The organism is Pseudomonas sp. GV071 (assembly GCF_003050835.1).
Lineage (GTDB): Bacteria > Pseudomonadota > Gammaproteobacteria > Pseudomonadales > Pseudomonadaceae > Aquipseudomonas.
Window position 1 is genome coordinate 93,997 of the sequence record NZ_QAOJ01000010.1, and the last position, 12,941, is coordinate 106,937.

At 62.6% G+C, this 12,941-nt stretch carries 12 protein-coding genes; 2 read left to right on the forward strand and 10 right to left on the reverse strand.

The genetic code is table 11. The features are described 5' to 3' along the window. Position 1 precedes the first annotated feature (1 nt). The 7 genes from hflX to C8K61_RS19240 form a co-directional block, all read right to left on the reverse strand. Positions 2–1,303, reverse strand: coding sequence for a ribosome rescue GTPase HflX (gene hflX / locus C8K61_RS19210; RefSeq protein ID WP_108097894.1), 1,302 nt, complete (start codon positions 1,301–1,303; stop codon positions 2–4). A gap of 12 nt (positions 1,304–1,315) precedes the next feature. Then, positions 1,316–1,576, reverse strand: a complete 261-nt coding sequence (gene hfq / locus C8K61_RS19215) for an RNA chaperone Hfq (protein WP_108097895.1) — start codon at positions 1,574–1,576, stop codon at positions 1,316–1,318. A 93-nt stretch (positions 1,577–1,669) separates the two neighbouring features. Then, positions 1,670–2,644: a tRNA (adenosine(37)-N6)-dimethylallyltransferase MiaA gene (gene miaA, locus C8K61_RS19220; RefSeq protein WP_108097896.1), complete on the reverse strand. Its 975-nt coding sequence runs from the start codon at positions 2,642–2,644 to the stop codon at positions 1,670–1,672. Positions 2,645–2,656: 12 nt separating this feature from the next. Next, positions 2,657–4,558, reverse strand: coding sequence for a DNA mismatch repair endonuclease MutL (mutL, locus tag C8K61_RS19225; protein ID WP_108097897.1), 1,902 nt, complete (start codon positions 4,556–4,558; stop codon positions 2,657–2,659). After that, the gene (locus C8K61_RS19230; protein ID WP_178086477.1) at positions 4,555–5,985 is read right to left on the reverse strand and encodes an N-acetylmuramoyl-L-alanine amidase; all 1,431 of its coding nucleotides are present in this window, start codon (positions 5,983–5,985) and stop codon (positions 4,555–4,557) included. Before C8K61_RS19230 ends, mutL begins: the two co-directional genes overlap by 4 nt. 4 nt (positions 5,986–5,989) lie before the next feature. Then, entirely contained in the window at positions 5,990–6,472 is a 483-nt protein-coding gene (gene tsaE, locus C8K61_RS19235; protein ID WP_108097899.1) for a tRNA (adenosine(37)-N6)-threonylcarbamoyltransferase complex ATPase subunit type 1 TsaE, read from the reverse strand. Then, positions 6,460–7,959 carry an NAD(P)H-hydrate dehydratase gene (locus C8K61_RS19240; protein ID WP_108097900.1) on the reverse strand — a complete coding sequence of 500 codons (1,500 nt, stop codon included), beginning with the start codon at positions 7,957–7,959 and terminating at the stop codon, positions 6,460–6,462. The genes tsaE and C8K61_RS19240 overlap by 13 nt, the downstream gene beginning before the upstream one ends. Positions 7,960–8,021: 62 nt before the next feature. On the opposite strand from C8K61_RS19240, the gene queG reads away from it, so the two are divergent. Further along, positions 8,022–9,083, forward strand: coding sequence for a tRNA epoxyqueuosine(34) reductase QueG (queG, locus tag C8K61_RS19245; RefSeq protein WP_108097901.1), 1,062 nt, complete (start codon positions 8,022–8,024; stop codon positions 9,081–9,083). Between the two features lie 96 nt (positions 9,084–9,179). On the opposite strand, the gene orn is transcribed toward queG, so the two are convergent. After that, positions 9,180–9,725, reverse strand: a complete 546-nt coding sequence (orn, locus tag C8K61_RS19250; protein WP_108097902.1) for an oligoribonuclease — start codon at positions 9,723–9,725, stop codon at positions 9,180–9,182. A 142-nt stretch (positions 9,726–9,867) separates the two neighbouring features. Between orn and rsgA the strand changes: the two genes are divergently transcribed. Further along, positions 9,868–10,899, forward strand: a complete 1,032-nt coding sequence (rsgA, locus tag C8K61_RS19255) for a small ribosomal subunit biogenesis GTPase RsgA (protein ID WP_108097903.1) — start codon at positions 9,868–9,870, stop codon at positions 10,897–10,899. Positions 10,900–10,947: 48 nt separating this feature from the next. On the opposite strand, the gene motB is transcribed toward rsgA, so the two are convergent. After that, positions 10,948–12,003: a flagellar motor protein MotB gene (motB, locus tag C8K61_RS19260; protein ID WP_108097904.1), complete on the reverse strand. Its 1,056-nt coding sequence runs from the start codon at positions 12,001–12,003 to the stop codon at positions 10,948–10,950. Between the two features lie 3 nt (positions 12,004–12,006). Then, positions 12,007–12,858 carry a flagellar motor stator protein MotA gene (gene motA, locus C8K61_RS19265; protein ID WP_108097905.1) on the reverse strand — a complete coding sequence of 284 codons (852 nt, stop codon included), beginning with the start codon at positions 12,856–12,858 and terminating at the stop codon, positions 12,007–12,009. Positions 12,859–12,941 lie beyond the last annotated feature (83 nt).

The window sequence follows — 12,941 nt, forward strand, 5'->3', positions numbered from 1 at the left end:
TTTATTGCAAAGTGTGTTGCTCCAGAAACTCTGACGGCTGCCAGCCTTCACGACTGATCAACCTATTCAACTCCACACGTGGAACCCGCACAGCCAAGAGACTGGCGCCCTGCTCATCATGCGCTTCGGTTTGCACTACGCCCAAGGCAAAAAACTGCGCGCGCAGGCGGCCCAACTTCTGCGGCAGGCACAAGGTGCCTACAAACAGATCGTTGCCGAGCAACTCGGCAACCGCCTGCGACAACAACTCAAGGCCACGCCCATCACGGGCCGACAACCACACCCGCTGCGGACGCCCCGCTTCATCACGCTGAATCTGCGGCTCGACGCCTTCGAGCAGATCCAGCTTGTTGTACACCTCGAGAATCGGCAGCTCATCAGCACCGATTTCCGTCAGCACCGCTAACACCTGCTCGATCTGCTGCTGACGGTCCGGCTCGTGCGCGTCGATCACATGCAGCAGCAAGTCGGAGTTGCTCGACTCCTCCAGCGTAGCGCGAAAGGCCTCGACCAGCTTGTGCGGCAAATGACGGATAAACCCCACGGTATCGGCCAGCACAATGGGGCCGAGGTCATCCAGCTCCAGGCGGCGCAGCGTCGGGTCGAGGGTGGCGAACAGTTGATCCGCCGCGTACACCTCTGACTGGGTAACGGCGTTGAACAGGGTGGATTTACCGGCGTTGGTATAGCCCACCAGCGAAACGGAGGGAATATCCGCACGCTTACGCCCGCGCCGTGCCTGCTCACGCTGGCTGCGCACGCGTTCGAGTTTCTGTTTGATCTGACCGATACGCACCCGCAGCAAGCGGCGGTCGGTTTCCAGCTGGGTTTCACCCGGACCACGCAGACCGATACCGCCCTTCTGCCGTTCCAAGTGGGTCCAGCCGCGAACCAGGCGCGTGCTCAGGTGATCGAGCTGCGCCAGCTCAACCTGCAACTTACCCTCATGGGTGCGTGCACGCTGGGCAAAGATATCCAGAATCAGCCCCGTACGGTCGAGCACGCGACACTCGAACACACGTTCAAGGTTGCGTTCCTGACTCGGGGTAAGGATGTGGTTGAAGATAACCAGATCGGCCTGCTCGGCCTTGACCAGGTCGCGTAACTCCTCGACCTTGCCACTGCCAATCAGAAATTTTGCGGTCGGCCGATGACGTGGCACGTTAATGAACGCCACCGTGTCCGCACCCGCCGAGTGGGCGAGCTCTTGGAACTCCTGCGGATCTTCGCGCGCCTCTGGGTCTTGGCCTTCCAGATGAACCAGGATGGCCCGTTCACCACCTTCATGACGCTCGAAGAACAAAGCAGACTCCTATCAGGCGTTACCTGGTTCTGCTTCGACTTGCTCGCCTTCTGTCGCGCTCGGCAGACGAACCGGACGGCTCGGCACCACAGTGGAGATTGCGTGCTTGTAGACCATTTGGCTGACAGTGTTCTTCAGCAAAATAACAAACTGGTCGAAGGATTCGATCTGGCCTTGCAGCTTGATGCCGTTAACCAAATAAATTGAAACCGGTACGCGTTCCTTACGCAGGGTATTGAGGTAAGGGTCTTGTAGCGAATGCCCTTTTGACATGTGCCGCACTCCTTTGGAGATCGATAGTTATAGTATGAAAAGTGGTGGACTTAGCCGCCTTACCCCCAAGAGTAGACGGCAATAAGCAAGGTCTCAGTCCAATATGGAGACCGACTTCAAGTATTTCAAGGCACGTGGCAGATTGTCGCAAGCCAGACTGTCTAGCCAGTGCAGATTGGACCAACTGCGCAACCAGGTGAACTGTCTTTTGGCTAATTGACGAGTGGCGATAACGCCTCGCTCGACCATTTGCTCCCGACTCAGGTTGCCGTCGAGGTAATCCCAGACCTGGCGATAACCCACTGCCCGTATAGACGGCAACCCGACATGCAGGTCACCTCTACTGCGCAGGGCTTCGACCTCTTCGACAAAGCCCTGTTCCATCATGGCCTGAAATCTTTCGGCAATCCGCGCGTGCAAAACCTGGCGTTGCGCAGGCGCAATGGCCAAGTTGGCGACAGTATAGGGGAATTGCGGGGCACCGGCTGTGCTAGAACCGCCGTTTTGAGCGGCTTGACGCTCTCTAAGCGACGTCATGGTCTGGCCGCTGACCAGAAATACTTCCAAGGCTCGGGTGAGCCGTTGCGGGTCATTGGGGTGAATACGCGCCGCGGACTCCGGGTCCACCGCCGCCAATTCCCGGTGCAACACCTCCCAACCTTCGCTCGCCGCACGCTGTTCCAGCAGCGCGCGCACCTCGGCATCGGCGGCTGGCATATCGGCCAGGCCTTCCTGCAATGCCTTGTAATACAGCATGGTGCCGCCCACCAGCAGTGGAATACGGCCTTTGGCGGTGATTTCGGCCATGGCCGCCAGCGCGTCGGCGCTGAATTCAGCGGCGGAGTAACGCTCGGCGGGGTCGCGGATATCGATCAGGCGATGGGGAAACTCCGCCAACAGCTGCTTCGACGGCTTTGCCGTGCCGATATCCATGCCACGGTAGATCAGCGCCGAGTCGACGCTGATCAACTCGCAGGGCAAATGCTGGGTCAGCTCGATGGCCAGGTCGGTCTTACCGGCGGCCGTCGGCCCCATGAGGAATATTGCCGGAGGCAGGCGGCTGGACATAGAAGGTAGCCCTTAGCGGCCGCGCATAAAGAGTTTGTCGAGATCATCCATGCCCAGCTGCGTCCAGGTCGGCCGACCGTGGTTGCATTGGCCGCTGCGCTCGGTGCTTTCCATATCGCGCAACAGGCCGTTCATTTCCGGGATGGTCAGACGGCGGTTGGCACGCACGGCGCCGTGGCAGGCCATGGTGCCAAGTAACTCGTTTAGGTGAGCCTGAATGCGGTCACTGGTGCCGTATTCCATCAGGTCGGCGACCACATCATGCACCAGGCGATTGGCCTCAGCCTGTTTGAGCAAGGCCGGGATCTGGCGAATAGCGAGGGTTTCCGGGCCCAGGCGCTGCAGCTCAAACCCCAGGCGCTGGAACCAGGCGGCATGTTCTTCAGCGCAATCGGCTTCACGCTGGCTTACGGCAATCGACTCCGGCACCAGCAGCGGTTGGCCGCTCAGGCCTTCGCTGGCCATGGCGATTTTCAGGCGCTCATAGGTGATGCGCTCGTGGGCGGCGTGCATGTCCACCAGCACCATGCCGACAGCATTCTCAGCCAGGATGTACACGCCCTTGAGCTGCGCCAGGGCGTAGCCCAGCGGCGGGATGTCACCCTGGTTGTCCGGCAAGGCCGCTGGCGTCGGGCCGTTGGCCAGGGGCGTAAAGTACTCGCGGTACACGCCCTGGCTCTCGGCCATCGGCAGGCCAGAGGTTGGCTGCGGCGCGGAATATCCCCCTTGGTACCCACTACCCGGCGCACGCCAGGTGTTTTCACTTAGCGGGCGCTCGAGCACATTTGCCGACAGGCTCATCTCATTTTGCGGGCCGAACTCGCCCGCGGCCTGCCCAGTGGGCCGCAACATACCGGCCACGGCAGCCGGCGCGGCCAGTTGGTCTTCCGGGCGCACCTCGCCCAGGGCGCGGTGCAAAGTGCCATAGAGGAAATCGTGAACCATGCGGTTATCGCGAAAGCGCACTTCATGCTTGGTCGGGTGCACATTGACGTCGACCACAGTCGGGTCGATTTCCAGAAACAGCACAAAGGTCGGATGCCGGCCATTGAACAGCACGTCGCGGTAGGCCTGGCGAATCGCGTGAGCCACCAGTTTGTCGCGCACCGCGCGGCCATTGACGAAGAAATACTGCAGGTCGGTGTTGCTGCGCGAAAAGGTTGGCAAGCCCACCCAGCCCCACAGGCGCAGACCGTTGCGCTCGATCTCGATCGGCATTGCCTGCTCGAGGAAAGCCGAACCGCAAACCGCCGCCACGCGCCGGGCACGACCGGCTTCATCCGGCGCCTCATGCAGCGCCAGCACTGTCTTGCCGTTATGGCGCAGGTGGAAGGCCACATCAAAGCGCGCCAGGGCCTGACGTTTGACCGCGTCCTGGACGTTGTCGAATTCGGTCTTTTCCGAGCGCAGGAACTTGCGCCGCGCCGGGGTGTTGAAAAACAGGTCGCGCACTTCCACCGAAGTACCCACAGGGTGGGCGGCGGGTTGCACCCGAGGCGCCATGTCGCGACCTTCGGTTTCCACCTGCCAGGCCTGCTCGGCGTCGGCGGTACGCGAAGTCAGGGTCAGGCGCGCGACGGAACTGATCGACGCCAGCGCCTCACCGCGAAAACCCATGCTCATCACGGCTTCGAGGTCTTCCAGTTCGCGGATCTTGCTCGTCGCGTGCCGCGCCAATGCCAGCGGCAGGTCTTCGGCGGCGATACCGCTGCCGTCATCGCGCACGCGCAACAACTTGGTGCCACCGAGTTCGGCGTCGATATCGATGCGGGTGGCGCCGGAGTCGAGGCTGTTTTCCAGCAGCTCCTTGATCACCGAAGACGGCCGCTCAACCACCTCCCCCGCAGCAATCTGGTTGGCCAGGCGCGGGCTTAACAACTCAATCCGCGCTTGCGGCGAATAGAGGTTGCTCATGGCTGTGCCACCAGCGCGGTGGGCGGAATCTGCAGGTGCTGGCCGGCCTTGAGGGAATCGCTTTTGAGGTTGTTGGCCGAGCGGATGGCCGCTTGGGTTACTTGATACCGTTGGGCAATCAACGCCAGGCTTTCACCGGGAGCCACCATGTGGTCACGCGGGCCAGGGGCGATCTTGCCGGAGTCACGCAGGAAGGCAATGTAAGTGCCTGGCGGCGGGTTCTGCTGGAAGAACTGGCGGATACCGCTGGAAATCGAACGCGCCAGCGACTGCTGGTGGCTGCCGGAGGCCAGCTTCGCCGATTCGTTGGGGTTGGAGATAAACCCGGTTTCCACCAGGATCGACGGGATGTCCGGCGACTTCAGCACCATAAACCCAGCCTGCTCTACCCGACGTTTGTGCAATGAGGTCACGCTGCCCAGATTGCTCAGCACCTTCTGGCCGACGTTGAGGCTGGAAGACAACGAAGCCGTCATCGACAGGTCGAGCAGTACCCCGGCGAGCATCGGGTCCTTGTCGTCGAGGCTGACGTTGCCGGCACCGCCGATCAAGTCGGAGCGGTTTTCACTGTCGGCCAACCAGCGCGCCGTTTCCGAGGTAGCGCCGCGATCCGACAAGGCGAACACCGAGGCACCGAACGCCGATGAGCTGGGCGCGGCATCAGCATGAATGGAAACGAACAGGTCCGCGCCCTTCTTGCGGGCGATTTCGGTGCGTTTACGCAGCGGAATGAAGTAGTCACCGGTACGCACCAACTCGGCACGGTAGCCCTTGGTGGCGTTGACCTGGCGCTGCAGCTCCTTGGCGATACCGAGCACCACGTCTTTCTCGCGGGCGCCGCGCGGGCCTAGCGCACCAGGGTCTTCGCCGCCGTGGCCGGCGTCGATGGCGACCACGATGTCGCGCTTGCCGCTCGGGTCGGGCGGAGTCAGTTTGGGTGGCGGCTGGGTCGGCGACACCGGCGCTTCTGGCGCGGCGGCGGTGGTGGTCGAAGGCAGGCTCGGCGAGCTGTCGGCACCCTGGTCGAACAGATCGACCACCAGACGGTCGCCGTACTGCTGGTTGGGCGCCAGGGTGAAGCTTTTCGGCGTCACGGGAGAGGACAGGTCGATGACGATGCGCAAGTCGGTCGGCGAGCGCTGCGCCGAGCGCACGCTGGTGATCGGCGTATTGGCTATCGACAGCTGCTCAAGCTTGGTCGCCAGGGTGGCGCCATTGACGTCGATGACGATGCGGTTGGGCGAGGTCAGGGTGAATACGCTGTGGGTCACCGGACCGGAGAGGTCGAACACCAGGCGGGTGTTATCCGGAGCGCGCCACAGCCGTACGCTCTTGATATCGGCCGCAGCCACAATGTCGGCAGCCAATACAGCAAGCAGCACAGCAACCCCGGTAACCAGCGCGCGCATGCGCATACCCAACCCCACTCTCTTATTGATGCTTTTCGTATTTGGTTAAGGCGGCACACCAGGCCTCGCCCAATCCGTTGTGCGACGTAAAACGCAGCAGGCGCCCGCTCTTATGGGGGCTAATGGTAATGGTCAGGTCCGCCTTTGGCAAAACGCCTGCTCCGCGCTGCGGCCATTCGATCAGGCAGAGCGCATCGCCCTCGAAATAATCGCGAATACCCAGAAACTCAAGCTCTTCCGGATCGGCCAGGCGGTACAGGTCAAAGTGGTAAGCGCGCACCGCGCCCAGCTCATAGGGTTCGACCAAGGTGAAGGTCGGGCTCTTCACCGCGCCCGTGTGGCCAAGGCCACGAATGATGCCGCGCGACAGGGTGGTTTTGCCCGCCCCCAGGTCGCCATGCAGGTAGATGATGCCGCGCCCGCCGGTCAACTCGGCGATCCGCGCGCCCAACTCCAGCATCGACGCTTCGTCGGCTTTATAGATATCCACACTCAGTTCAGACATGGCGACTGTTCCTGCAAAAGCTGACGAATAACGGTAATCAGATCACTGGCGGCCAGGCCGCGGCCCTGCGCGCCCAATTGTTCCCCGGCCCGCGCATGCAGCCAGACACCCAGGCTGGCTGCTGCGAAGGCCGGCATACCCTGGGCCAGCAATGCGCCAATGACGCCAGCCAGCACATCACCCAAACCGGCACCGGCCATGGCCGGATGGCCGTGGTCGCACAGATTGAGTTGACCATCCGGCGCAGCAACCAGGCTGCCGGCCCCTTTGAGCACCGTCACCACCGCGTACTTCTGCGCCAGCGCCTGGGCGGCGGCCGGGCGGTCGGCCTGCACCTGGGCGGTGGAAATGCCCAGCAAACGCGCCGCCTCGCCGGGATGGGGAGTAATAACGCTGCCCGCTGGCAAGGCGCACGGCGCTGCTGCCAACAGGTTCAGCGCATCGGCGTCCCAGACCTGCGGCAATTCGGCGCTGCGTGCGACTGAAAACAGGCTGCGGCCCCAGGCCTCCTGACCAAGGCCAGGGCCCACCACCAGCACTGTGGCGCGGTTGGTCAGGGCTAGCAGTTGGTTGGCCGAGCTGACCCCGGCCGTCATTATTTCCGGGCGTCGTACCAGTGCCGCCGGCACATGCTCCGGGCGAGTCGCCAGCGACACCATGCCAGCGCCACTGCGCAAGGCGCTTTCGGCGCTTAGCAGCGCGGCACCGCCGAAACCTCGATCTCCGCCGACCACCAGCACCTGGCCGAACTGGCCCTTATGTGCGGTTGGCGAACGCGGCGGCAGTTGCGGCAGGGTGGCGACCGCCAGACGCTGCGCCACGGCCTCGGTTTGCGTCACCAGGCGCGAATCCGCCTGCAGGTCGTCGAACAGCAGATGGCCCACCAGCGCCGGCGCTTCACCGGTGAACAGGCCGATCTTCAGACCTATAAAGGTCACGGTCAGATCAGCCTTCACCGCCGCGCCCAAGGCGACGCCGGTATCGGCGCACAAGCCGGACGGCAGGTCCAGCGCCAGCACGGGCAGGCCGCTCGCATTGATGCCTGCGATCACCTGGGCGTAAGGCGCGCGCACCTCGCCGGTAAGGCCAGTGCCGAGCAGGCCGTCGACCAGCACACCACGAAGTGCGGCACCGTCCTGCCAAAGCTCGGCGTTCACACCGGCAGTCTTGGCTTCGGCATATGCACTGGCCGCATCTCCCGAAAGGCGGGCCGGATCGCCCACCGCATACACCTGCACCTGCCAGCCGGCGCGCTGGGCCAGCGCGGCCAACAAATAGGCGTCACCGGCATTGTTGCCATGCCCGGCCAACACCGTGACCACCTGCTCCTGCGGCCAACGCTGACGCAATGCACGCCAGGCCGCATGGGCAGCGCGCTGCATCAGCTCAAAGCCGGGAGTGCCCGCGGCAATCAGGCGGGCGTCGAGATCACGTACCTGGGCGGCACTGTGTAAAGCGGTGGGCAGGGGGGCGTTGGAATGCGGCATGCGTCAGTCAGCTCGGATGTCTGGCAGAATTATACGCACGTCCGCCCCGGTTGCCTGTTGCCATGTCCTCCCCCTCCCTCGATCTCGCCGCACTTTCCCAGTCGATCAAAGACTGGGGCCGTGAGCTTGGCTTTCAGCAAGTCGGCATCGCCGGCCTGGAGCTGGGCGAACACGAAGCGCACCTGGAGCGCTGGCTGACGGCCGGCTATCACGGCGAAATGGATTACATGGGCGCCCACGGCAGCAAACGCTCGCACCCGGATGAACTGGTGCCTGGCACCTTGCGTGTGGTGTCGCTGCGCATGGACTACCTGCCCGGCGACACCCTGATGGCGCAGCGCCTTGGCGAAAAGGAAACCGCCTATGTGTCGCGCTATGCCCTGGGCCGCGACTACCACAAGCTGATCCGTAAACGCCTGCAACAATTGGCCGAGCGCATTCAGCAAGCCATCGGCCCGTTCGGCTACCGCGCCTTTGTCGACAGCGCGCCGGTGCTGGAAAAGGCTATCGCGGAGCAGGCCGGGCTGGGCTGGATCGGCAAAAACACCCTGGTGCTCAACCGCAAGGCCGGCAGCTACTTCTTTCTTGGCGAGCTGTTCGTCGATCTGCCGCTGCCGGTCGATGAACCAACCACCGCTGACCACTGTGGCCGCTGCACCGCCTGCCTGGATATCTGCCCGACCAACGCCTTTGTCGGACCCTATGTGCTGGACGCGCGACGCTGCATTTCCTACCTGACCATCGAGCTGAAAGGGCCGATCCCCACTGAGCTGCGGCCGCTGATCGGCAACCGGGTGTTTGGTTGTGATGACTGCCAGATCGTCTGCCCGTGGAACCGCTTTGCCCGGCCAACCGAACAAAGCGACTTCGCCCCCCGGCATAGCCTGGACAACGCGCAACTGGCGGAGCTGTTTCGCTGGAGCGAAGAAGAGTTTCTCAGCCGCACCGAAGGTTCGCCGCTACGCCGCGCGGGCTATGAGCGCTGGCTGCGTAACCTGGCTGTGGGCCTGGGCAATGCGCCTTCCAGCATTCCGGTGCTGGAAGCCCTGGAAACGCGACGCGAGGACGCCTCGGAGATGGTCCGCGAGCATGTGCAATGGGCGTTGGCGCAGCACGGGCGTTAGGTCATACATCTTTCGTAGGAGCGGCTTCAGCCGCGATGCTCTTTAACGTGAAAAGCATCGCGGCTAAAGCCGATCCTACGAAGAGCCTTCGAGCGCTTAGAACTTCTTGATGAAGTGCTCGCGGTAGTACTTCAGCTCGGCGATCGAGTCGTAGATGTCGTCCAGCGCCAGATGGCTGCCTTTCTTGCTGAAACCGTCACGAATCTGCGGCGCCCAGCGCACCACCAGTTCCTTGAGGGTGGAAACGTCCAGGTAGCGGTAGTGGAAGTAGGCTTCCAGGTTCGGCATGTAGCGGTACAGGAAGCGACGGTCCTGGCCGATGCTGTTGCCGCAGATCGGCGATTTGCCTTTGGGCACCCATTGCTCGAGGAAGGCGATGGTCTGTGCTTCGGCTTCCTGGGCGCTGATCTTGCTGTCGCGTACGCGCTGGGTCAGGCCACTCTCGCCGTGGGTACGGGTGCACCATTCGTCCATGGCAGCCAGCACCTCATCACTCTGGTGCACCGCAATCACCGGGCCCTCGGCCAGCACGTTGAGGTTGCTGTCGGTGACAATGGTGGCCATTTCGATGATCACGTCGGTGTCCGGCTCCAGGCCAGTCATTTCCAGATCGATCCAGATCAGATTCTGCGGATTTTGCATGATGGGGCTGCTCCTCGTACGTAGCTGCGCAGTTTAGCTCAGCCACAGCGCCCGGCGGCGAACTTGAGCAGCGTGCTAAACTCGCCGCCCACCTGCGCAGTCGCAGGTCCTGCATTTGTTGCCCCCTCACACCGGAAGCCCCATGGCCAAACGCCAGCTCAACCGTCGCCAGAACTGGCGCATCGAGAAGATCCAAGGCGAGCGCGCTGCCCGCGCCGCCAAGCGCGAGTCGCAATCGCTGGACGCACTGGAAGGCGGCGACCTGGGCCCCGAACAGGTCGGCCTGGTGATTGCCCACTTCGGCGTGCAAGTGGAAGTAGAAGCCCGTGACGGCGAATTGGCCGGCCAAGTATTCCGTTGCCACCTACGTGCCAACCTGCCGACGCTGGTGACCGGCGACCAGGTGGTGTGGCGCGCCGGCAACCAGGGTATCGGTGTAATCGTCGCGCAACTGCCGCGCCATACCGAACTCTGCCGCCCCGACACCCGTGGCGTGCTGAAGCCGGTGGCGGCCAACGTCGACCTGATCGTGATCGTCTTCGCCCCGCTGCCCGAACCCCACGCCAACCTCATCGACCGCTACCTGGTTGCCGCCGAACACGCCGGCATCCGCCCCTTGCTGCTGCTGAACAAGGCCGACCTGATCGATGACAAGAACGCCGTGGCGCTGAATGCACTGCTCGGCGTGTACCGCCAGCTGGGTTACCCACTGTTGGAAGTGTCCGCCCACCATGGCAACGGCATGCAGCTGTTGCAGGCGGAGCTGGATGGGCATGTCAGCGTGTTCGTCGGCCAGTCGGGGGTGGGCAAGTCATCCCTGGTGAATAGCCTGCTGCCGGAAGTCGACACCCGTGTCGGGCCGCTGTCTGAGCTGACCGGCAAGGGCACCCACACCACCACCACGGCGCGGCTGTTCCACTTTCCCAATGGCGGCGAACTGATCGACTCCCCGGGCATTCGCGAATTCGGCCTGGTGCACGTCAGCCGCGATGACGTGGAGGCGGGCTTCATCGAATTCCACGACCTGATCGGCCAGTGCCGCTTCCGCGACTGCAAACACGACCGCGAGCCCGGCTGCGCCTTGCTCAAGGCGCTCGAGGAAGGCCGCGTGCAGCCGCAACGGATGGCCAGCTACCGGCACATCATCTCGACCCTGCCCGAGCAGGATTACTGAAACGAAAAGGCCGCGTCGAGACGCGGCCTTTTTCATTCACAGCAGGCTTCAGTTTTCCCGCGCCTGATCCAGCTTCAACGCGCCGTTGTCAAACACGTTGAGCTTTTCTTTGAGTTGCTCAGGGGTGGTCTGCGCCCCAGCTGGTGCTGGCACAGGCGAGCCTGAAGCCGGTGTACCTGGCGCAGTTGGAGCGCCTTCGCCGGCCGGGGCATCTGCTCCACCCTCACCCGCACCCTGCCCACCCTCGATCGCACGCTGAGCCTTTTTGGTCAGCACGATGATGTCGATACGACGGTTCACCGGGTTCATCGGGTCGTCGCGGTCGAACAGCGCCGAAGAGGCATAGCCCACCACGCGGGCAATCTGTTCATCCGGGTAACTGCCGGCCACCAGGGTGCGGCGGGCGGCGTTGGCGCGCTCGGCGGAGAGCTCCCAGTTGCCATAGTCGCCGCGCCCGACAAAGGGCTTGGCATCGGTATGGCCGCTGATGCTGATCTTGTTCGGCACCGCCTTGATGGTGTCGGACATGGCCAGCAGGATGTCTTCGAAGTACGGCTGCAAACGCGCGCTGCCACTGTCGAACATCGGCCGGTTGGCGGCGTCCATGATCTGGATGCGCAGGCCGTCCTGGGTGATCTCGAACAGGATCTGGTCCTTGAAGCGCTGCAGCTCGGGGTTCTCGTTGACCTTGTTCTGCAACTCTTGCAGCAACAGTTCGAGGCGCTCTTTCTCGAGTTTCTCGGCGATGTTCTCGGCCTGGGTTTCACTCGGGGCGATATCGCTATCGGTGTCCGAGGTGGTATCGGTGGCGGCCTTGGCGTCTTTCACTTCCGGGTTCAGGGTTTTGTCCGGCGCCGGCGTCGGCGTACCGCCAAGGTCGATCACGTAGGGGCTGGCGCTTTCGCTGAAACCGACCGGGTCCTGGAAATAACCGGAGATGGCTTTCTTCTGCTCAGGAGTAGCCGAGGACATCAGCCACAGCACCAGGAAGAACGCCATCATCGCGACGGCGAAGTCGGCGAAGGCGATTTTCCAGGCGCCACCGTGGTGGCCTGCGGCGTATTTTTTAACGCGCTTAACGATGATGGGTTGGTTGTTATCCATCTATCAGCGACCGCGAATCGCTTGTTCCAGCTCGCTGAAACTCGGCCTGTGCGCGGGGAACAACACCTTGCGGCCAAATTCCACGGCCAGCGACGGCGGCATACCGGAGGCCGACGCCACCAAGGTGGCCTTGATCGCTTCGTACACGTTCAACTCTTCCTTGGCATCGTGTTCGAGGCAGGTCGCCAGCGGTCCGAAGAAACCATAGGCGGCGAGAATCCCAAGGAAGGTCCCCACCAGCGCCGCACCTACGTGCTGGCCGAGAGCCGACTGCTCTACCTGACCGAGCAGGGCCATGGTCACCACGATACCCAGTACCGCGGCGACGATACCGAAGCCTGGCAAGCCGTCGGCGATACGGGTGACCGCGTGGGAGTTGTGTTCGAGTTCTTCTTTGAGGCTGCCCAATTCCATGTCGAACAGGCCTTCCAGCTCATGCGGCGCCATGTTGCCGGAGGACATGATGCGCAGGTAGTCGCAGACGAACGCGGTCATGCCGGCATCTTTGAGCAGGCCTGGGTACTTACTGAAAATGGCACTGGCGGCGGGGTCTTCGACATCGGCCTCGATGGCCATCATGCCTTCGCGACGGCTCTTGTTGAGGATCTCGTAGAGCATGCTCAACACTTCAAGGTAGAAGGTGTGGGTAAAGCGGTTACCGAACATCTTCAGGGCTTTCTTGAACACCGACATGAAGGTGCTGCCGGGGTTGGCCTGAAGGAATGCGCCCAGTGCAGCGCCACCGATGATCATCACCTCGAAGGGTTGGATCAACGCGGCGATCTTGCCGTGGGACAAAATGTATCCGCCCAGAACCGAAGCGAACACAACAATGATGCCAATGATTTTTGCCATAGAAGGTTACTTAAAAGCCAAGAAGACACAGCCAAGGGAAGGGTTATAAAAATCAGCCCTTCTAATTATCGGAACTTATACGC